At 41.3% G+C, this 21,310-nt stretch carries 24 protein-coding genes; 1 reads left to right on the top strand and 23 read right to left on the bottom strand.

Features of this window, described 5'->3' with window-relative positions; genetic code table 11:
• Positions 1-13 precede the first annotated feature (13 nt).
• Both HMPREF2764_RS09140 and cdaA read right to left on the bottom strand, forming a co-directional pair.
• A complete protein-coding gene (locus tag HMPREF2764_RS09140; RefSeq protein ID WP_070529044.1) occupies positions 14-799 on the bottom strand; it encodes a CdaR family protein in 786 nt (261 codons plus the stop codon).
• Positions 786-1,643: a diadenylate cyclase CdaA gene (gene cdaA, locus HMPREF2764_RS09135; RefSeq protein WP_001011078.1), complete on the bottom strand. Its 858-nt coding sequence runs from the start codon at positions 1,641-1,643 to the stop codon at positions 786-788. The genes HMPREF2764_RS09140 and cdaA overlap by 14 nt, the downstream gene beginning before the upstream one ends.
• 135 nt (positions 1,644-1,778) lie before the next feature.
• Between cdaA and HMPREF2764_RS09125 the strand changes: the two genes are divergently transcribed.
• On the top strand, positions 1,779-2,747 hold the full coding sequence (locus tag HMPREF2764_RS09125; protein WP_049500657.1) for an NAD(P)/FAD-dependent oxidoreductase: 969 nt from the start codon (positions 1,779-1,781) through the stop codon (positions 2,745-2,747).
• 423 nt (positions 2,748-3,170) lie between these two features.
• Here HMPREF2764_RS09125 and whiA read toward each other — a convergent pair whose 3' ends face one another.
• From whiA to brnQ, 21 genes are all read right to left on the bottom strand, one after another.
• A complete protein-coding gene (gene whiA, locus HMPREF2764_RS09120; RefSeq protein ID WP_004262315.1) occupies positions 3,171-4,082 on the bottom strand; it encodes a DNA-binding protein WhiA in 912 nt (303 codons plus the stop codon).
• The gene (locus tag HMPREF2764_RS09115; protein WP_001231075.1) at positions 4,079-5,056 is read right to left on the bottom strand and encodes a YvcK family protein; all 978 of its coding nucleotides are present in this window, start codon (positions 5,054-5,056) and stop codon (positions 4,079-4,081) included. Before HMPREF2764_RS09115 ends, whiA begins: the two co-directional genes overlap by 4 nt.
• Positions 5,053-5,943: an RNase adapter RapZ gene (gene rapZ / locus HMPREF2764_RS09110; protein ID WP_000163055.1), complete on the bottom strand. Its 891-nt coding sequence runs from the start codon at positions 5,941-5,943 to the stop codon at positions 5,053-5,055. Before rapZ ends, HMPREF2764_RS09115 begins: the two co-directional genes overlap by 4 nt.
• Before the next feature lie 51 nt (positions 5,944-5,994).
• Positions 5,995-6,375 carry a RidA family protein gene (locus tag HMPREF2764_RS09105; protein ID WP_001140420.1) on the bottom strand — a complete coding sequence of 127 codons (381 nt, stop codon included), beginning with the start codon at positions 6,373-6,375 and terminating at the stop codon, positions 5,995-5,997.
• A gap of 10 nt (positions 6,376-6,385) precedes the next feature.
• Complete coding sequence (yihA, locus tag HMPREF2764_RS09100; RefSeq protein ID WP_000422605.1) at positions 6,386-6,973, bottom strand: ribosome biogenesis GTP-binding protein YihA/YsxC; 588 nt, start codon at positions 6,971-6,973, stop codon at positions 6,386-6,388.
• Between the two features lie 8 nt (positions 6,974-6,981).
• Positions 6,982-8,214 (bottom strand): ATP-dependent Clp protease ATP-binding subunit ClpX, encoded by a 1,233-nt coding sequence (gene clpX / locus HMPREF2764_RS09095; RefSeq protein ID WP_025169664.1) that lies wholly within the window; start codon positions 8,212-8,214, stop codon positions 6,982-6,984.
• Between the two features lie 36 nt (positions 8,215-8,250).
• Positions 8,251-8,421 carry a hypothetical protein gene (locus HMPREF2764_RS09090; protein ID WP_000442260.1) on the bottom strand — a complete coding sequence of 57 codons (171 nt, stop codon included), beginning with the start codon at positions 8,419-8,421 and terminating at the stop codon, positions 8,251-8,253.
• Positions 8,421-8,927, bottom strand: coding sequence for a dihydrofolate reductase (locus tag HMPREF2764_RS09085; protein ID WP_070529041.1), 507 nt, complete (start codon positions 8,925-8,927; stop codon positions 8,421-8,423). The genes HMPREF2764_RS09090 and HMPREF2764_RS09085 overlap by 1 nt, the downstream gene beginning before the upstream one ends.
• Before the next feature lie 126 nt (positions 8,928-9,053).
• A complete protein-coding gene (locus HMPREF2764_RS09080; RefSeq protein ID WP_070529038.1) occupies positions 9,054-9,572 on the bottom strand; it encodes a Dps family protein in 519 nt (172 codons plus the stop codon).
• 232 nt (positions 9,573-9,804) lie between these two features.
• Positions 9,805-11,415, bottom strand: a complete 1,611-nt coding sequence (gene lytC / locus HMPREF2764_RS09075; RefSeq protein ID WP_083306633.1) for a choline binding-anchored murein hydrolase LytC — start codon at positions 11,413-11,415, stop codon at positions 9,805-9,807.
• Between the two features lie 37 nt (positions 11,416-11,452).
• Entirely contained in the window at positions 11,453-12,211 is a 759-nt protein-coding gene (gene tpiA / locus HMPREF2764_RS09070) for a triose-phosphate isomerase (protein WP_000087893.1), read from the bottom strand.
• 97 nt (positions 12,212-12,308) lie between these two features.
• The gene (locus HMPREF2764_RS09065; RefSeq protein WP_070529032.1) at positions 12,309-12,986 is read right to left on the bottom strand and encodes a DnaD domain-containing protein; all 678 of its coding nucleotides are present in this window, start codon (positions 12,984-12,986) and stop codon (positions 12,309-12,311) included.
• Between the two features lie 8 nt (positions 12,987-12,994).
• The gene (gene metA, locus HMPREF2764_RS09060) at positions 12,995-13,939 is read right to left on the bottom strand and encodes a homoserine O-acetyltransferase MetA (RefSeq protein WP_070529028.1); all 945 of its coding nucleotides are present in this window, start codon (positions 13,937-13,939) and stop codon (positions 12,995-12,997) included.
• Between the two features lie 182 nt (positions 13,940-14,121).
• Positions 14,122-14,634, bottom strand: a complete 513-nt coding sequence (locus HMPREF2764_RS09055; RefSeq protein ID WP_001049320.1) for an adenine phosphoribosyltransferase — start codon at positions 14,632-14,634, stop codon at positions 14,122-14,124.
• A gap of 86 nt (positions 14,635-14,720) precedes the next feature.
• Complete coding sequence (locus HMPREF2764_RS09050; RefSeq protein WP_070529026.1) at positions 14,721-15,479, bottom strand: class I SAM-dependent methyltransferase; 759 nt, start codon at positions 15,477-15,479, stop codon at positions 14,721-14,723.
• Between the two features lie 487 nt (positions 15,480-15,966).
• A complete protein-coding gene (gene rplA, locus HMPREF2764_RS09045) occupies positions 15,967-16,656 on the bottom strand; it encodes a 50S ribosomal protein L1 (RefSeq protein ID WP_070529024.1) in 690 nt (229 codons plus the stop codon).
• 97 nt (positions 16,657-16,753) lie between these two features.
• Positions 16,754-17,179 carry a 50S ribosomal protein L11 gene (gene rplK, locus HMPREF2764_RS09040; protein WP_001085807.1) on the bottom strand — a complete coding sequence of 142 codons (426 nt, stop codon included), beginning with the start codon at positions 17,177-17,179 and terminating at the stop codon, positions 16,754-16,756.
• A 276-nt stretch (positions 17,180-17,455) separates the two neighbouring features.
• Positions 17,456-18,172, bottom strand: a complete 717-nt coding sequence (gene ldcB / locus HMPREF2764_RS09035; RefSeq protein ID WP_070529022.1) for an LD-carboxypeptidase LdcB/DacB — start codon at positions 18,170-18,172, stop codon at positions 17,456-17,458.
• 2 nt (positions 18,173-18,174) lie between these two features.
• Positions 18,175-18,645, bottom strand: coding sequence for an HIT family protein (locus tag HMPREF2764_RS09030; RefSeq protein ID WP_070529019.1), 471 nt, complete (start codon positions 18,643-18,645; stop codon positions 18,175-18,177).
• Between the two features lies 1 nt (position 18,646).
• Positions 18,647-19,684: a M42 family metallopeptidase gene (locus tag HMPREF2764_RS09025; protein ID WP_070529016.1), complete on the bottom strand. Its 1,038-nt coding sequence runs from the start codon at positions 19,682-19,684 to the stop codon at positions 18,647-18,649.
• A 97-nt stretch (positions 19,685-19,781) separates the two neighbouring features.
• Entirely contained in the window at positions 19,782-21,107 is a 1,326-nt protein-coding gene (gene brnQ, locus HMPREF2764_RS09020; RefSeq protein WP_001074583.1) for a branched-chain amino acid transport system II carrier protein, read from the bottom strand.
• Between the last annotated feature and the right edge of the window lie 203 nt (positions 21,108-21,310).

Here is a 21,310-nt window from a genome sequence, read left to right as displayed (position 1 = left end):
TTCTACTATTTATTTAGTCCTGTTTAGACGAGTCTGATTTTGTTTCTGAACTCGTTGAAGACGAACTGCCTTCTGAGGAACTTGTTGACGAGTTACTTGAACTAGACGTTGCTGTTTTTGTTGTAATTTTCATAGTTGTGTCAAACGGCATAATGACGCTTGGTAAGACATTTCCATTTTTATCGACTGCTTGTAGAGGAACAGAGGACGAGTAGTTTCTAGTTATCCGTTCACTCGTCGGTAAGATGGCAATGACACGATCTACTTTGGAGAGGGTTTCCTCATCACTAATAACCGTTACTTTTTCATCTGATACAGTAACTGTATCGATTTTCACGCGAGAATCAATCTGACTAGGGTCAATCTCCGGCACAACAATGACATTGTCTCGTTTTGCTTTTTTACCGACCTTCACTGTTATCTTTTGCGGTGTCGCAACAGCCGTCAAACCGCTCGGAAGATTTTCAATGGTTAGAGGAACTTCGATGGTTCCTACACTGGCATCAGAAAGATCAGCTGTCACCTTAAATTTGCGGGTGCTTTCCTGCATCTCACTCGCCAAAGCAACTCTGTTTGACCCTGTTAGAAAGACCGTCACCTCAGATGTAAAACCACTGATAAAATACTGATCACTGTCATACTGAATATCAATTGGGACATTAAGAACTGTGTTTGTATAAGTCTCCGTCCGCACCTGTCTGGCACTGTTGCTATTCTGATAGTTTGTCAATGTTGCATAGATAAAGAGAATGCAGGCGAAAAAGAAGGAAGAAATGATGTAAAGACTATTTTTTCTCATGTTTCAATCCTCCTAGCAAGCGCTCTTTCAGACCTTGCTTTTTCTCTGATTTTGGAAGTAAGATTCTTCTTAACTCCGATTCAAACTCTTCCAAGGTTAAATCGTGCTTAAAGACTCCATTATAGGTGATTGAGATTCCACCCGTTTCTTCCGAAACCACAAAGGTAAGAGCATCTGACACTTCCGACAAACCGATTGCCGCTCTGTGACGCGTTCCAAACTCCTTGGAAATCCCGGTATCTTCAGTCAGGGGTAGATAGGCTGAAGTTACAGCAATTCGGTCTTCCTTGATAATAACAGCACCATCATGCAAGGGAGTATTGGGAATGAAAATATTGATAAGCAATTCAGCCGAAATTTTAGCATCTAAAGGGATCCCTGTCGAGATGTATTCCTGCAAGGTTCTCACTCTCTGAACCACTACAAGCGCCCCAATCTTACGAGGACTCATGTATTCAACTGATTTCACAAATGCACGAACCATTTGCTCTTCCGCACTGATAGGGGCATTGGAGAAGAAATCAGTAGCCCGGCCCAATCGCTCCAAACCTGTTCGAATCTCTGGTGAAAAGATAACCACCGCTGCAATCACCCCGTAGGTGATGATCTGATTGATCAACCAGGAAATAGTTGTTAAACCAATCATATTGGAAAGAATCTGGGCTAGAATAAAAACTAAGACTCCACGGACCAATATCATAATCTTGGTGCCTGCAATAGCTTTAGTAAAATGATATAAAATATAAGTCACAATGAGAATATCAATCAGATTGGTGACTATACTCCAAGGACTTGAAAACAAACTCGTCCAGTATTGTAAATTGGATAATTGTTGAAAATTCATCCTTGGCCTCCTCCCTGTCAAAACACTTTACTCGTCATTATACCATTTTTTGCCCATTTTTTCCCTATCCTACCTCATTTTAAATTAAGCAAAAATATGATAAAATAAACTGACTAGAAAAACAAAGGAGAAATCATGTCTCAACTCTATGATATTACCATTGTAGGTGGCGGTCCTGTCGGGCTCTTTGCTGCCTTTTACGCCCACCTACGCCAAGCCAAAGTCCAAATCATCGACTCTCTTCCCCAGCTCGGTGGTCAACCAGCCATCCTCTACCCTGAAAAGCAAATCCTTGATGTTCCAGGTTTTCCAAACTTAACCGGAGAAGAGTTGACCAATCGCTTGATTGAACAGCTAAACGGCTTTGATACTCCTATTCATCTCAACGAAACCGTTCTTGAGATTGAAAAACAAGAAGAAGGCTTTGCCATTACAACCTCTAAAGGTAGCCACCTGACTAAAACAGTTATCATTGCCATGGGTGGTGGTGCCTTCAAACCACGTCCGCTCGAATTGGAGAACGTTGAAGACTATGAAAATATCCACTACCACGTTTCCAATATCCAACAATACGCTGGCAAGAAAGTAACCATCCTTGGTGGGGGAGACTCAGCTGTGGACTGGGCTCTAGCTTTTGAAAAGATTGCCCCAACTACCCTTGTTCACCGCAGAGATAATTTCCGCGCCTTGGAACATAGTGTGCAAGCCTTGCAAGAATCATCTGTGACCATCAAGACACCGTTCGTCCCTAGCCAACTCCTTGGAGATGGTAAAACACTCGACAAACTAGAAATCACCAAAGTCAAATCAGATGAAACCGAAACTATCGAAGTAGACCATCTCTTTGTCAACTACGGCTTCAAGTCTTCTGTTGGTAATCTTAAAAATTGGGGTCTGGACCTCAACCGTCACAAGATTATCGTCAATAGCAAGCAAGAGTCTAGCCAAGAGGGTATCTACGCCATTGGGGACTGCTGCTACTATGAAGGTAAGATTGATTTGATTGCGACAGGACTAGGTGAAGCTCCAACTGCTGTTAACAATGCTATCAACTACATTGACCCAGAACAAAAAGTTCAACCCAAACACTCGACCAGTTTATAAGAAAAGAACCACGAGTCACATAGGATTCGTGGTTTTATAGTTCATCGGCTAATTTGTTAGCTCATATTTCCCCCTTCTTTAACAAAAATAAAAATGCCTATCAAACTGATAAAACATGTGATATAATAGGGACGGCACTAACAATACGCCTTGGAAAAGGAGGTATTACAGATGCTAGAACTTCTCAAAATAGTACTTATCGCAGTCATCGAGAGTATCATCTCATGGCTGGTGACTCGTTGGTTAGACGATCACTTCGACAAGTAACCTTCCTGGTTAGTGCTATCTAACCCAGAAAAAAATCCCCTCAGTATTGCAGTACCGAGGGGATTTCTGTTAGCACTAAAATGCTAGAACTTCTCAATTCCCCTTTATTATCTCACATACTCTATTTAATTGTCAAGAAAGAGGTGTTTTATATCTTTATAACTCATCGGCTATCTTATTGATTTTTCTGAGTCTGTGGTTAACACCACTTTTGGTCAGAGGAGTGCTGAGACTATCTGCTAACTGCTGGATAGAGTAATCTGGGTGCTGAATTCGCAACTGCGCTACCTCCTGCAAATCTACTGGTAGATTTTCTAGGCCCATGATATCTTTGATTTTACTGATATTGTTGATGGTCTTCATGCTGGCAGAAACTGTCCGAGCGATATTGGCTGTCTCGGCATTATTGGCCCGATTGAGGTCGTTACGAGTTTCTCGCAAAATCTTAACCCGCTCAAAATCATCACGCGCCTGCATGGCTCCGATGACAATCAAGAAGTCCATAATATCTTCAGCTCGCTGGAGGTAGGTCACTGCCCCCTTCTTACGCTCAAGCACCTTGGCATCCAGTAAAAATTGCTGGAGAAGTGAGGCAATCCCTTGCGCGTGGTCCAGATAAACAGAACTGATTTCCAACTGGTACTTACCTGACTCAGGGTCACGAATGCTTCCATTTGCCAAGAAAGCACCACAGAGATAAGCACGGCCTGCTTCCTCGTCTGATAAAATCTCCTCGTCAATACCTGTTTCCAGACCAAAGAAGGAGTCTGCCAAGTGCAAATCACTCAGCAAGTCCTGCACCTTTTCATCTGTAAAAACAGTATAGACCCGATTCTTGCGGAGATTACTCCGTTGGTGGTGGCGAATTTCCGATTTGATTTCGTAAAAATGGAGAAAGGACTCATAGAGGTGACGAGCCAGTTTGGCATTTTCTGTCACAACTGACAAGGTCAAACCCGAAGTCGAGAGACCGATACTACCAGACATCTTGATAATGGCAGATAATTCATGCCGGCTTAGATGGTGCTGACCTAGGATTTCTTCTTTTACTGCTACTGTGAAACTCATTTTCTCACCTGTATAATGCGCATCAATTCGTCCACAATCAAATCCCCATCGTGGAAGGCACCACCATTTTCCAGACGGAGGAAGTTGGATGAAATCACGCGCGGAACTTGCTTACAAAGACCTGCAAAATCATGTTCCACCTGGACCAAATATTCATCAAAACGGTTGGAATTCATGTATTCCTGAGGCACTTTTTCGATATTCACCAAGACAGTGTCGATAAAAGGTCGGCCAAGGTGACGATGCAAGACTTCCACGTGGTCACTATCTGTAAAGTGTTCCGTCTCCCCACGTTGGGTCATAATATTGCAGACATAGGCGATTTCTGCCTTGGTTTCCAAAAGCGCCTGCCCGATTTCCTTAATTACAATATTGGGCAAAATAGAGGTAAAGAGAGAACCAGGTCCGAGGACAATCATGTCACTTTCAAGAATGGTCTGCACCACTCGACGGCTAGCCAGAGGCGTATCATCGTTAAGGGTATTGGTCACATAGACATGGTCAATCATGCCTGGATGGTCTGCAATATGGCTCTCTCCAGCCACTTCTGTCCCATCCTGAAAGACTGCGTGCAGGGTCAAAGGATGGTCACTGGAAGGATAAATCTTCCCAGTTGTGTGGAAAAATTTGCTTAGCAACTGCATGGCATTATAGGTCGAACCCTGCATTTCTGACAGGCCAGCGATAATGAGATTTCCCAATGGATGGCCAGCAAAGGCTCCCGCATCCTCAGAAAAGCGATACTGAAAGACTTTCTCATAGAACTTAGGCATATCCGACATGGCCACAAGGACATTACGAAGATCACCTGGCGGTGTCAACTGCTGCATATTTTTTCGGAGTTCACCTGATGAACCACCATCATCCGCCACCGTTACGATAGCAGCGATTTCCACATCTTTTTCACGTAGACTTTTAAGAATGACGGGGATCCCAGTCCCTCCACCAATCACCGTTATCTTTGGTTTTCTCATGAACGGTTTACCGTTTCCTTTCTTCGGTCTTTATCGCGATGCCCTTCATTAACAGGCCAATTCTTGGATAAGTCCTGCGCCAAGCGTTTAGCAAAGGCCACACTACGGTGTTGCCCACCCGTACAACCCATGGCAATAGTCAAAACAGACTTACCTTCCTTTTGGTAACTTGGCAAAATCGGCTCAATCAAGGCCAACAAATGTTGATAAAAATCTTCTGACTCAGGATGATTCATGACATAGTCATAAACTGGTTCATCCACACCCGTTTGATTACGCAGTTCTGGTAGATAATAAGGATTTGGCAAGAAACGGACATCAAAGACCAAGTCTGCATCAATTGGGATTCCATATTTAAAGCCAAAAGACATGACTTCGATACGGAAAGACTGGGCTTGCTCTTGATCTGAAAACTGCTCTGCAAGGGTTTTACGCAGCTCACGAGGAGTAAGTTCAGTCGTATCCACCACATTTTGGCTCATATTTTTCAAAGGCGCCAAGAGTTCACGTTCCAGCTTGATGCCATCCAAAATCCGTCCATCTGCAGCTAGTGGGTGACTCCGTCTGGTTTCCTTGTAACGAGCGACCAATTCCTTATCAGCTGCATCCAAAAAGAGAATTTTAAAGTCCAGTTCTTCCTTGTTTTCCAACTCATCCAAAACAGCTTGAATCTCTGAGAAGAAAGAACGGCTACGCATATCTACTACCAAGGCCAACTTATGGTCGTCTTCCTTTGTTTCCACCAACTGCAAAAACTTAGGCAAGAGAGCTGGAGGCATATTATCAATAGTAAAATAACCCAAATCTTCGAAGGACTGAATGGCAACTGTTTTCCCTGCACCACTCATTCCTGTCACAATCACCAAGTGAAGTTGTTTCTTTGTCATCTTTTTCTCCTTATATCAAAAGAAGTTTGGCAGAACCAAACTTCAACTAGCTTATCCAATCTCTGCGATGACTTCGATTTCGACTTTTACATCACGAGGAAGACGAGCTACCTCCACAGCTGAACGAGCTGGAAATTCCTCTTTAAAGGCCGTTTGGTAAACCTCGTTAAAAGGAACAAAGTCGTTCATATCACTCAAGAAACAAGTTGTTTTGACAACATGGTCAAAGTCAGTTCCTGCCTCTGCCAAAATAGCACCGATGTTTTTCAAGACTTGTTCTGTCTGTTCTTGGATCGTTTCTCCAACGATTTCCCCAGTTTCAGGAGATAGGGGAACTTGACCACTAGCAAACAAAAGGTTGCCAACGATTTTTCCTTGAACATATGGTCCAATAGCCTTTGGAGCTTTGTCTGTATGAATTGTTTTTGCCATTTTCTTTTCCTCACAATTTTTCTAAGATTGCATCCCAAGCTTCATCCATCCCTGCCTTGCTGACAGATGAAAAGAGGATAAAGTCGTCACTTGGGTCAAAGTTTAATTTCTTTTTGATTGCTGATTCGTGCTTGTTCCATTTACCACGAGGAATCTTGTCCGCCTTGGTCGCAACGATGATGACCGGAATCTCATAGTACTTGAGAAATTCGTACATCTGCACATCATCTGCTGACGGATCGTGACGGAGATCCACCAGACTGACCACCGCACGGAGATTTTCCCGAGTCGTTAGGTACTCCTCAATCATGCGCCCCCACTTTTCACGTTCCTTTTTAGAAACACGGGCATAGCCATAACCAGGCACATCCACAAAGCGCATCTTATCATCAATGTTAAAGAAGTTCAGGAGCTGGGTTTTACCAGGTTTACCTGATGTTCGGGCTAGATTCTTGCGGTTCAGCATGGTATTGATAAAGCTAGATTTACCAACATTTGAACGCCCTGCTAGGGCAATCTCTGGCAGTTCATCCTGCGGATAGTGGGACTTATTAGCCGCACTGAGCAAGATTTCAGCATTGTGTGTATTAAGTTCCATAGTCACCTCTAGGCTGTTTCTAGGATTGGTTTATCCGTTCCATCGACAGCTTCTTTAGTGATGCGGACCAATTTCACATTTTCCTGACTCGGTACTTCAAACATGACATCTAGCATGGTTTCCTCGATAATAGAGCGAAGACCACGCGCACCCGTTTTACGTTCGATGGCCTTGTTGGCAATCTCTTGAAGGGCTTCGTCGTCAAATTCCAACTCGACATCATCATAAGAAAGCAAGGTTTGATATTGTTTAACCAAGGCATTTCTTGGCTCTTTCAAGATACGAACCAAGTCATCAACCGTCAATTGCTCAAGAGCAGCAAAGACAGGCAAACGTCCAATCAACTCAGGGATAATACCAAATTTTTGAATATCTTCTGCGATGATTTCTTGCATGTAAGAGCTGTTTTCATCAATCGCTTTATTATTTTGACCAAATCCGATTACTTTTTCTCCAAGACGTTGTTTGACGATTTCTTCAATACCATCAAAGGCACCACCCACGATGAAGAGGATATTTTTAGTATCCACTTGAATCATCTCTTGTTGTGGATGCTTGCGTCCACCTTGAGGCGGTACGCTAGCAACAGTTCCCTCGATAATCTTGAGAAGGGCTTGTTGCACCCCTTCACCAGAAACATCACGTGTGATAGACACGTTCTCACTCTTCTTGGCAATCTTGTCAATTTCATCCACATAGATAATCCCACGCTCTGCACGTTCAATGTTAAAGTCAGCAGCCTGCAGGAGTTTGAGGAGGATATTTTCCACATCCTCACCCACATAACCAGCCTCAGTAAGAGCTGTCGCATCCGCAATCGCAAAAGGCACATTCAAGCTCTTAGCCAAGGTCTGGGCAAGGAAAGTTTTCCCTGAACCAGTTGGGCCAATCATCAAGATGTTTGACTTCTGCAAATCCACATCTTCTGACTCTTCACGCGTATCGTGGAAATTGATGCGTTTGTAGTGGTTGTAAACCGCCACTGCTAAGGCACGTTTGGCACGATCTTGACCGATTACATAGTGATTCAAGATGTGGAGGAGTTCGATTGGTTTTGGAACTTCAGACAAGTCTGCCAAGACTTCTTCCGCCAACTCCTCTCGAATGATTTCCTGAGCCAACTCCACACATTCATTACAGATAAAGGCGTTGTTCCCAGCGATTATTTTTTGTACTTCTTCTTGGCTTTTGCCACAAAATGAGCAATAAACCATCATATCATTATTCCTAGTTGTAGGCATGATTTCCTTCCGTTCTATTCTATACTGTCATTCTATCTAAAATAAGGTCATGTAAAAAGCATGGATACTATTGACCAAATTGGTAAAGGCATTTAACCAGAGCAGGACAGAAAGTCCATAACGCTTTTTACGAAAAGCCTGTGCTCCTGCAAGCAAGCAGACCAAACACAGCATGGCTGTGAAAAAACCAAATATACTACGTTCCATTAGACTTCCTTTCTCTTGCGGTATTGGATGGTAAAATCATAAGGATTTTTCTCATCTTTGGTATAGGATTTGCTTGAAACTGTCTCAAAAAGAGACAAATCAAACTCCTCAGGGAAATAGGTATCTCCCTCCACCCGAGCATGAATTTGAGTCACAATCACTTCGTCAAGGTAGGGTTCAAAAGCCTGAAAAATTTGCTTCCCACCGATAATATAAAGATTCTTTTCTTGAGCCTGATACCAGTCCAAGACAGACTGGACATCCTGAAAAGTAGTAACCCCGTCTATCTTTTCTTCAGAATTACGCGTCAAAATCAGAGTTTCCCGTTGTGGAAGCAAGCGACGCCCCATCCCATCAAAGGTCACACGCCCCATCAAGATAGCATGATTCAGAGTTGTTTCTTTGAAGTGTTGCAGTTCTGCTGGCAAATGCCAAGGCAGACGATTGTCCTTACCAATCACACCCTCTTCATCCTGGGCCCAAATAGCTACAATTTTCTTAGTCATGCTTCCATCCTTTTCACTGATAGTACTATTTTATCAAAAAACTCAAAAAAAGACTGGTTTGGAATAGCTTGCAGAATAGAAAAAATCTGTAAGAAAATTCCTACAGATTTATATATCTATTATTTCTTACAAACCGGGAGCTTGTCCAAGTTCTGCCGCAAGCATCCAAACCGTTTTCTCAAGTTCAGCTTTAGCACCAACAAAGATATCGTTTGTCACATCATCACCTTCTTCATCAGTAACATCCAAAGCTTTTTGGAATAGAGTGATGAGATAACGATAAACATCTAGGACACGTTCCAAGCTTTCTTCAACATTACGGTATTCACCAGCTTCTTCTTCGATTTCACTGTTTTGAAGGAATTCTGTCAATGTAGAGAATGGGCTACCACCAAGTGTAATCAAGCGTTCGCTGATTTCATCCAATTGACCATCAAGAGCTTCCATATACTCATCCATTTTTGGATGCCATACAAGGAAACCACGACCACGCATGTACCAGTGTACTTGGTGCAAAGCCACATGGGCCACATACAAATCAGCAACAGCTTGGTTCAATACTTCCTTTGTTTTTGCCAATGCTACTGGCGCTGCTTTTGTCAATGATGTTACGTCTTTTACTGCTTCTTTTTTCAATTCTACCATTTTATTTTACCTCATTCATTATTATTTGTAACCACTTCTTAATGATTACTACCTTAGTATACTACTAAGGAAAACCAATAGCAAGCCAAATGACTCACATGAGAAAAGTTGCAATAGACTGATAATTTAAGAATTTTTTAGAATGAAACCCAGTCACTTTCAAACTCTCTTAACAGAGATAAAATAAAGAAAAGAGCATACAATTTGTAGGCTCTTTTCTCAGTTTTACATCTTAATACCAGACACTGACATCAACCTGTCCTCGAATCCCTTTAAGAGAGTCAGATGAAGTATATTGCCATCCTTTTTCTCCTGAATAATGAGGATTGTTCCAATCAAGCGCATCCGTATAAGCTGCAACCCAGTTTACATGTTGTAAAATATTTGGATGATTCAAACGAGTTTGCAAAAGTTTACGATAGCTATAAACTTTCACGTTTTGGTAACCAGCATGCTTCATGGTTTCCATATACTTATTAATGATTTTAACCCAAGTGTCTGTATCTGCTGGAGCTTTCTTAGATTTATTTTCATACTCCCAGTTTTCAACATCATAGTAGATTGGATAAGATAAGTTCATCTTGTATTTCTTCAAGAGTTCAATAGTCTGCTTGGCATCATTCTCAGCATCTGTTTCATTTTCTGCATAGGTATAAAGATAAACACCATAAGGAATGCCTAGTCGATTAAGTTCTTGAATATTATAAGCCAATTCCTTATCTTCTACACCGCTATATCCCAAGCGAACAATAACGCCATCAACCCCATTTTCCTGGATAACCTTTTTCCAATCACTAATGCGGCCATTATGCTCACTGACATCAATAACCTTCTTAGCACGGTCAGTTCCAACCTGTTCTTCACGATGGTTAAAGAAATAACGGTGTCCATTTCGATAAACCCAACCAACATTCAAGGCTTTCTTTTCTTTCAGTTCCCCTGAATCAGCAAAAGTATAACGAGTATCGTCCATGATTAACTCACCTGTTGCCATGACACCACTTTCAGTAAGATAGTAGTTTCCATGCCACTCATCTTGAGCCATGTATCCCCACTTCTTGAAATAATACCACTTTCCATCAATCTTTTGCCACTGTTCATTAGCATAAGAACCATCAGACTTCAGGTAGAAATAAGAAGAATAAGTTGGATCATAAAGCCATTCGTTTTGCATCATAGCACCTTGACCATTCAAGAAATAATCTCCTTGCCACTGACTTTTAGCCATATAGCCCCACTTCTTGAAATAGTACCATTTGCCATTGATTTTCTGCCATTCTTGTTCTGCATAAGAACCATCTGCTTTGAGGTAGAACCAGCTCTTATAATTGTTATCGTAAACCCATTCATTTTTAGCCATGTAACCACCCGCTTTGAGGTAGTAGTTTCCATGCCATTCTTTTTGAGCATAACGACCATCTGCTTTTATATAGAACCAGGCCTTGTAGCTAGTATCGAAAATCCATTCACTCTTAGCTTTTGAACCATCTGCTTTTACATAGAAGTCACCTTCCCAATGTGCTGATGTTGAATTTTGCTTACTTTCTTCTTTCTGACTACTAGCTCGCGTCTCTTTTACTTCTTCCTTTTTCTCTGGACGCTGACTAGAAGAAGTCTCAACCTTTTTCTCTTCTTCTTTTTGACTTGTAGTCGTTTCTGATTTCTTTTCTTCTACCTTACTAGAAGAAGCTTGAACACTGCTTTCTTCCGAAGATGCTTTCGCTTCAGCTTCATTTGCAGCCACCTGATTAACGATCAATCCAAGCAAAAAGGCACTTGCTAATCCAATTTTTCCAATCTTTGTTTTCAATCTTTCCTCCCTTATAAAAAATGGAACAGACATATCAATGCTGTTCCACCTAGCTTTTGCTACTTACTAATTATTTTACAAAGTCAAGCAATGCCAAGAAGCTTTCTGCTTCAAGTGACGCACCACCAACAAGGGCACCGTCAACGTCTGGGCAAGCCATGTATGAAGCAACGTTTTCAGGTTTAACAGAACCACCGTATTGAACACGAACTTTGTCCGCAACTTCTTGACCAAAGTCAGCAGCTACAACGTCACGAACAACTTTACACATTTTTTGTGCGTCGTCTTGTGAAGCTGATTTACCAGTACCGATAGCCCAGATTGGCTCATAAGCGATAACTGAGGCAGCAACTTGTTCAGCAGTCAATCCAGCCAATGCAGCAGATACTTGAGCACCTACAAACTCAGCAGCTTTACCAGCTTCGTAAGTTTCAAGTGACTCACCACAACAGATGATTGGAAGCATACCGTTTGCAAAGATTGCTTTTGCTTTTTTGTTGATATCTTCGTCAGTTTCATGGAAGTAGTCACGGCGTTCTGAGTGACCGATAACAACGTAATCAGTACCGATTTCTTTCAAAACTTGTGGGCTAGTTTCACCAGTGAAAGCACCTGCATTTTCAAAGTAGCAGTTTTGAGCAGCGACTTTAAGGTTTGAACCTTTTGCAGCAGCAAGAACAGTTGTCAAATCAAGAGCTGGAGCTGCGATACCTGCTTCAACAAGATCTGATGAAGGAAGTTTTGACGCAACTGCTTCAACGAATGCTTTAGCTTCTTCTGGATTTTTGTTCATTTTCCAGTTACCAGCGATAAATGGTTTACGTGACATTTCACATACCTCTTTTTTCAATTTATTTTCTATTTATTTTATCACAATTAGACACAGCTTGCAAATCTTACTCGGATTTCAAGCCTGCTTACAAGGATTAATCCTTCCAGAGATCCATAGCATTTCTAAAATCTGCCGATACCTGTGTCAACTGAGGATTGCTTGCTTCTCTCTCTGCCCGCTTGGCCTCTATTTGAACCACACTTTTAATGCCTTCATGGCGCCAATTTCTCAAAATCGCCTGAATGTACTTCCAGTTTGGTTTTCCATTCAAAACAGCTTCACGAAGAGCTTCTTTTATCAAGTCAGCACTGGTCCCATCTTCCTTTAGTGTCTTGGTCAAATCCTCAATCTCAAAAGGAGTCAACAAGCGCCCTAATTCCTGCTGGAAGGTCTCTACCAAATCCTTGAGCTGATTTTGAGGTATCAGCTGGTCTGAACTTGAATGAACTGCTCCAAGCAGGTCATCCAAACGTTCCAAGGCCAAACTAGCATCAAAAAGCAATTCGATTTCGCCATTTAATTCTATAGTACGGTACTGAAGCAGTCCCCTCTCCGTCAGATTGGAAATAGCCTGATTGACATCCGAAATTTCCTTGCCAATCCTTTCAGCAATCTGGCTTGGGGACATTTCTTCTAAGCCTGTCGTATTTTGCAAATAGAAAAATTGCCAGACCAGAAAATCGTCGCTAGAAGGAAAGAGTTCCTTAAAATGCAAGAGCAGGGCACTCGGTAAAACCAAGTTCCCTGATTTAAAAGCGTCTAAATATGTCATAATTCCTCTTATAAATACCCAAAAGCAGATGCATCATCTTCTATTTTTCTCCAGTCAAAAGGGGTTTCCTGATAGACAGCATAGTTCACCCAGTTACTGAAAAAGAGGGCTGCTGATGAAGACCAACAAAGACAAGGTGTCTGATTGACATCATCATCCTTAAAGTAATTTTCTGGAATATGTGGATCTAAACCTGCATCACGATCTCGGAAATATTCATTTGCCAAGGTATCACGGTCATACTCCAAATGCCCAAAACTATAAATTTCTCGTAAGTCACGACTGGCCAAAATCGAAACCCCAACCTGTGGGCCCTCTGATAAAATCTCGAGATTGGTCTTGTTTAAGACTTCTTCCTTAGAAATCTCCGTGTGCCGTGAATGAGGGGATACATAGCTATCGTCAAAACCTCTAAAGAGAAGGTGACCCTCTTTTAGGGTGTCCTGAGGATAGATACCCGATAACTTACTGTCCATCTGGTATTTTTCCACTCCATAGCGCAGATAAAGACCAGCCTGAGCTCCCCAACAGATATGAAGGGTCGAATAGACATGGGTCTTGGACCACTCGATTACCTGACTGAATTCCTCCCAATAGTCCACTTCTTCAAATGGTAAATGCTCAATCGGAGCCCCTGTGATAATCATCCCATCAAAATACTCGTCCTTGACTTCAGGAAAAGTTTTATAAAAAGTCTCCATATGCTCTGCACGAGTCGTCTTGGAACGGTGGCTCTCCATATAGAGAAAGTCTATGTCCAATTGCAAAGGAGTATTTGCTAAATGCCGTAACAACTGGGTCTCTGTGACCATTTTCTGTGGCATGAGGTTTAAAATCAAAATTTTCAAGGGACGGATATCTTGGTGGGCCGCACGTTGATCATCCATGACAAAGATATTCTCTGTCCGTAAAATCTCAACAGCTGGCAATTTTTTATCAATTCTAATCGGCATAACCTTCTCCTAACTGTACTCTTTTAGAAATAATTGAATGTGTTTGAAGTCAAATCTCAAACACTTAGTCCTTTTATTATACTGCAAGAAGATATAGTTTTCAATTATAGTTTTTCTCTAACTAGCTATAGTCTATTTTTATATCCTAATGTAGAGAAAACAGCCCTAGGGACTGTTTTTCATTAATAATGCATCAAAACTTTGTAATCGTAGTCACCGATTTTTTCACGACCGTTCAATTCATCCAATTCAACAAGGAAGGCACAACCTGCTACAACACCACCAAGTTTTTCAATCATCTCGATAGTTGCCTTAACAGTTCCACCTGTAGCCAAGAGGTCATCTACGATAAGAACACGTTGACCTGGCTTAATAGCGTCAGCATGCATAGTCAAGGTATCAACCCCGTACTCTTTTTCATAGTCAGCAGAAATGACTTCGCGTGGCAATTTCCCAGGCTTACGAACAGGCGCAAAACCAATTCCCAACTCAAAAGCGACTGGACAGCCCACAATAAAGCCACGAGCCTCAGGCCCTACAACCATGTCAATTTTCTTGTCAGTAGCATACTGAACGATTTCACGAACAGCGTAGCTATAAGCATTTCCATCAGCCATCAAAGGACTGATATCACGGAAGGTGATGCCTTCCTTTGGATAATTTTCAATTGTTGCAATGTAATCTTTTAAATTCATCTTTTTCTTTCTTTCAAAGTTTTTTGCTCTCTATTATACCATATTTTTTAAGAAAGAAAAAAGGAAAAGTTAACTTCAATGATTATCTAAGGATTTGACGTTTTATGACTAGCCATCGCAATAAAGCCCAGTTTCTGTTTATTCTTAGCAAACATTTTATACATCGTTAAAAACTGCTTTCTATTCTCCTTTTTACAAGCATTTACACAAATTTTCAAAGTCCCTAGCCAACCTTCGTCATAAATCATACCTGATAATTTCATTAATGTCATTTCGCCAGTCAATACTTTCACATCACGATAACCTGATTCTATCATCACCTGTTCCCAACCATCTTGAGTTAAAGGACCTACATTTACATGAATTGCTTGTGACAATTCCTGTCTGACAGACTCTTTAGCTTCCTTAAGAAGCACATCATGTGTCAAGAGAAGACCTCCAGGTTTTAAAACCCTTAGATACTCCATTACACATTTTTTCTTAGCTTGATCGGCTTGCATAGTCAGCATAGCTTCATTTATAACAATATCAAAACTAGCATCTTCATAAGGAAGTTTCATTGCATTCGCTCTTTCAAACCTGATCAAATGACCAACACCTGCCGTTTCAGCAGATTTTTTAGCCACTTCTAAAGCTTGTCCATCCATATCAACAGCAGTTATCTTACAACCAAAACGCTGTGCCAGCTCAATTGCTGTAGTTCCGCTATTACACGCAACCTCTAGTATTCTCTTTTCTTTTGAAAATCCTCCTTCCGCAATTAACCAATCTGTTGCACGTTTTCCACCTGGACGTAAGCGTTTTTTTCCCAATTTTGCTAAAAACTTATGACCTGCTTCTGACATTTGAACACCTCTGCTTTTTCTTCATTATAACATAAAATGATATTATCTGACAATTCTAATCTATTATTTGATAAACTAGAATCAAAAGCATACAAGCTGCCATAACTATAGCATAAATCTATTAATTAACTCTCTAGTTCGAATTCAATTGCTCACGTAGTTTACGCATATAGGTTACGACTACATATTTGTACTTTAGAGTTGCTGGCCTCCTTTTCCGCTATATACGCTTTACTATCACGTGCCTATTCGTATAGCCAAGATTTCTCTATCTCTTTCTCTGCCGATTCTTATTTCCAGCGTCAGACTTAAACAGTCTATCCTAATTCCGTTCGATCAGCTACTCACAATAGTCAGGTTTGGAAATCACTTTTGGGTTTACTAGTATATGGTACCCACAGAGGACTTACACCTCAGATGAACGGAATGTCCGTCGTACCTAAAAAAACGAGCACTTTCGTACTCGTTCTCTGATATAAACTACTAATTAAAGTGAGTTTACGTCAACTTTGATACCAACACCTTGAGTAGTTGTGATAGTCAAGTTTGTTACGTAAGTTCCTTTAGCTGTAGCTGGTTTTGCTTTTTGGATTGTTTCGTTGAAAGCTTTGAAGTTTTCAACCAATTTTTCAGCTTCAAATGATACTTTACCGATGATTGCTTGAACGTTACCTGCACGGTCAGCACGGTAAGTGATTTTACCACCTTTAGACTCTTCAACTGCTTTAGCAACATCCATTGTTACAGTACCAGTTTTAGGGTTTGGCATCAAGTTACGTGGTCCAAGGACACGTCCAAGACGTCCAACAAGAGCCATCATATCAGGTGTAGCGATAACTACGTCGAAGTCCAACCAACCGTCGTTGATTTTAGCAACAAGGTCATCTTCACCAACAAAGTCTGCACCAGCAGCTTTTGCTTCTTCAGCTTTTGCACCACGTGCGAAAACAAGAACGCGTAAAGTTTTACCAGTACCGTTTGGCAATACCATTGCTCCACGGATTTGTTGATCAGCTTTTTTAACGTCGATGTTCAAGTTGTAAGCAACTTCTACAGTTGCGTCAAATTTTGCAAAGTTAGTTTCTTTTGCAAGTGCTACAGCTTCTTCTACGCTGTATGCTTTTGTGCTGTCGATTTTCTCAAGAGCAGCACGAAGTTGTTTGCTTTTTTTAGCCATTTTCTATTCTCCTTGTAAGTGGTTCAATCGATTTTCATCTCCCACGTCACTCCTCGAAATGATGAAGTCTTGCGGGTTATATTGGGGGTGTTATTGATTAGTCAACAACAGTGAATCCCATAGAACGAGCAGTACCTTCGATCATACGCATTGCAGACTCTACGTTTGCTGCGTTCAAATCTGGCATCTTAGTTTCTGCAATTTCTTGTACTTGTGCACGAGTAACTGTAGCAACTTTAGTTTTGTTAGGTGTACCTGATCCTTTTTCAACACCTGCAGCTTTTTTCAAAAGAACAGCAGCTGGTGGTGTTTTAGTGATGAAAGTAAATGATTTATCTTCGTAAACTGAGATAACAACTGGAATGATCATACCAGCTTGGTCAGCTGTACGAGCGTTGAACTCTTTTGTGAATCCCATGATGTTGATACCAGCTTGACCAAGAGCAGGTCCAACCGGTGGAGCTGGTGTAGCTTTACCAGCAGGGATTTGCAATTTTACAAGTTTTTCGACTTTTTTAGCCATTTTTAAATCCTCCTTTGTGGTTTTGGCGGTAATTAAAGATTTTTACCTCCCACAAGCATGCTTTACACATACTCATCTATTATACACTATTTATCTAGAATTGCAAGAAAAAAGTTTATTTTTTATACTCAATGAAAATCAAAGAGCAAACTAGGAAGCTAGCCGCAGATTGCTCAAAACACTGTTTTGAGGTTGTAGATGGAACTGACGTAGTCAGTATCCTACACATACGGTAAGGCGACGCTGACATGGTTTGAATTTGATTTTCGAAGAGTATTAATCGACGTAATCTCCGCCTTCAAATCCATAGTATTCTTCCAAACTGAGACCACTCTCTGCAATTTCTTTTGCTTCTTTTCCGACATAACGAAGGTGCCATTCTTCAGCCATATATCCCGTTTCTTTTTCTTTACCTTTGAGATAACGGACAACAAAGCCATAATCAGCTGCATGGTCCAAGAGCCATTGGGCTGCTTTTTCTTCTGTTACCAAATCTCCATTCGTCCCAATCACATCAAAAGCCAAGCCTGTTTGGTGTTCACTATAACCAGGTCGGGCAGAGTAACGGTCAGCCGCTGCCTTCCCATCTTGATTGACATAATCTTGATAGAGTTTAGTCTGAGTTTCATAACTTCTAAAGCCACTGTAATGATCGCTAATTGGGAAACCTGCCTCTTGCATAGCTTTGATGAGTTTGACCAACTCTGCCTTGGCTGTTGGATTTTCCCCTGGATTGTAGTCTTTTGACAAAGGATAATGTTTATTTGCTACGATGATTTCATCGTATTTCCCTTGGATGCTGTAATAGTCTCCTTTATTAACCACTTCTGCCTTCTTCTGACTAGAAGCTTGGGATTTGCTCCCTACAGTTCCTTCAGGTTGACTAGTTTGTTCTGTTTTTTGAGTATTTTCTTCATTTTTAGGTTTTTCTTGTGAACAAGCTGCTAGATTCAAGGCTAGCAAGGCTGTCAAGACAAGGTATCTTTTTTTCATTTCTACTCCTTTATTTCTAATAGTTTATCTACTTCTGACGATAAACATTCGACTAATCTTTTAATCTCATCCGGTTTTGCTTGGCAGGTTTCTGCTGTCATTTCTTCAAAGGGAACCCACCAGACTGGACCACGTTCCTTGAGACCGTGACCATTCATATCACCTGTTCGTCTAGGAAACAGATGCCAATGAAGATGGGCATCGCCATTTCCTAAAAGTTCAATATTCATTTTCTCGGCAGTAAATGCCTTAGCAACTGCCTCTTGGACTAAACTCATTTCCTCTAGAAAACGGATTCTAGTTTCCTTATCTAAATGATGCAATTCGGTGACATGTTCCTTGGCTAGAAAGAGACTATAGCCTGCAAAATACTGGTGATCTCCAATCACAAGATAACCTGTTTCCAACTCTTTGACAAAATAGGGATTTTCTCCCTTCTTGATGAGCTCAATTCTCTGGCAAATCAAACACATATTAGTCTACCAATGCGCTCTTAAGATAAGCATCAACCATACGTTCCGTTGCGACCACCGAGTCAATATGAGTACGCTCATAAGAATGACTAGATTCGATACCAGCACCGAGAAGGGCGTGTTTAACTTCTGCCCCTGCAGACATAGCTGCTGAAGCGTCCGAACCATAAAATGGATAGATATCCAGCTTAAATGGAATATCTTGCTCTTTAGCCAAAGCAACCAAATGTTGACGGAAGTCATAGTGATAAGGTCCAGAAGCATCCTTGACACAGATAGACACTGTATATTCGTCTGTTTGCTGGTCATCTCCCATAGCTCCCATATCCACAGCCAGATATTCTACTACCTGAGCAGGAATATTAGAATTAGCCCCATGCCCCACTTCTTCAAAGACTGAAAAAGCAAAATGGGTTGTTACAGGCAATTCAATCTTCTCTTCCTTATAAATGCGAAGGAGGTTAAGCAAAATCGCTGCGCTGACCTTATCGTCCAAATGACGAGACTTGATAAAACCTGTCTCTGTCACGACGGTTCGTGGGTCAAAGCTGATAAAATCACCGACCTCAATACCAAGAGCACGAGTTTCTTTTTCACTGGTTACTTTTGCATCCAAACGCACTTCCATATTGTCCTGCGTGCGTTCTGCAGTTCCTGCATCCTTATAGACATGGCAAGAAGTTTGGTGGATAAGGACCGTCCCTGATACTTTTTCACCTGTACTAGCCACATGAACGGTACAGTTTTCACCTTCAATCATGTTCCAAGGAAAACCACCGATACGATCCAGTTTGAGACGGCCGTCTGGTTTGACAGCACGGACAATAGCACCAAGCGTATCTACATGGGCAGTCACATAGCGTTGCTCTTCATCATTTTGACCTTTGATGGTCACATTGACACCGCCCTTAGCTGTGCGAACTGGCTGGTAACCAAAACCTTCTAGAGTCTTGACTAAATAGTCCGAAATCTCCCGAGTGAAGCCAGTTGGCGATGCAATAGCTGTCAGTTCTTTGATATATTCTACTGTTTGATTCATTTCTTCACCTCTTTTGCTACCTATTATAACACATTTATCATCGGATAAAAAAAGAAAATCACTCCTGTAGACTTGGCTACAAAAGTGATTTTAGTGATTATTCCATTTCAAAAACATCGCTTTCTTGCTTGTTTGGTAGAACCAACGAGAGCAAGATTCCAACAATAGCTGGCACCAACCATGGGAGTGATGCCTTGGCAAAAGGAAGAGCGTTGACAAGGTTTGCAAGAAACTCAACCTTAAATGAGCTTCCTAATACGCTTGCAATGGCAATAGCTGTAACCACAGCAATTGTCAACTGCATACCTGGTTTTGAAAGAGCCACGAATTTGTTGACAATGACAATCATAACGATAGCAATCGTGATTGGGTACAAGATAACCAGTACAGGGATTGAGTACTTAATAATCGCATCAAGACCCAAATTAGCAATGGCAAATCCAATCAAGGTAAAGGCTGTCGCATAAACCTTGTAGCTGATTTGTGGGAAGCGTTCATTAAAGAACTCAGCTGTTGACACAATCAAACCAACTGTTGTTGTGAAGCAGGTTACAGTAACCATAGCTGCAAGGAAGAGTTGAGCTGTTGAGCCAAAGATTTCTTGAGTCGCTTGTGACAAGATGTAAACACCAGGTGTTCCACCTTTCATCGCTTCAGCTGGTACTGGGAAATGATTTCCAAGGAAACCTAAACCGATGTAAAGAGCGCTGAAAGCAAGGGCAACAACGATACCAACAACCCAAATAGTCGAAATGTATTCTTTCTTACTTGAGAAGCCAAGTTGTTTCAAGGTTTGAACTGCGATTACGCTAAAGGCAACTGAAGCAAGGGCGTCCAAGGTATTGTAACCTTCTAGGAAACCTGTACCAAAGGCAGAAGCTTGATAAGCAGCTGAAGCAGCTTGAGGACTTGTTCCACCGTATTTGATAGCTCCTAGGACAACCAAGATAACAATCAAAATCGCAAAGACTGGTGTTAAAATACGGCCGATACGGTCCAAGATTTTTGATGGATTGAGCGAGATTAGATACGCTGCTGCAAAGTAAAGAACCGTAAAGACAATCAAGCCAAGTCCTTTATTTGCATCCGATAAAAGGGGACTAATCCCTACTTCGTAAGCTGTTGTAGCTGTACGTGGGATAGCAAAGAATGGACCGATTGACAAGTAAAGAACTGAGAGGTAAAGAGTCGCAAACCAAGGCGCTATCTTTGTAGAAATCTCGTAGATATATCCTTTAGGATTTAGCGTTCCAATAATAAGAGTCAAGACGGCGATACCGACACCTGAAAAGACAAAACCTGCGATGGCAGGAAGAAAATGTTCTCCAGATAGAGCACCTAGAGAAGGCGGAAAAATCAAGTTCCCCGCACCAAAAAATATTCCAAACAGGAGTAAACCTGTTAGGGCACCTTTTTTAGCCATGAAAATCTCCTTCATATTTATAAAATACTGACCTAGTATATCATGAATAGGAGTATGAAAAAAGCTTCACGAAGTAAATATTGAATGTTTTCAAGATTCTTAAAAATGAGAATTGTCTAAAAATAAAATCCCCTACCCAGTTCACGCCAAGTAGGAGAAAATTCTAATGTTTATACTCTTCGAAAATCTCTTCAAACCACGTC

Source organism: Streptococcus sp. HMSC073F11 (genome assembly GCF_001810785.1).
Classification (GTDB): domain Bacteria; phylum Bacillota; class Bacilli; order Lactobacillales; family Streptococcaceae; genus Streptococcus.
Note: the sequence above shows the minus strand (reverse complement) of the source record. Positions and strands in the feature narration are given on the sequence as shown.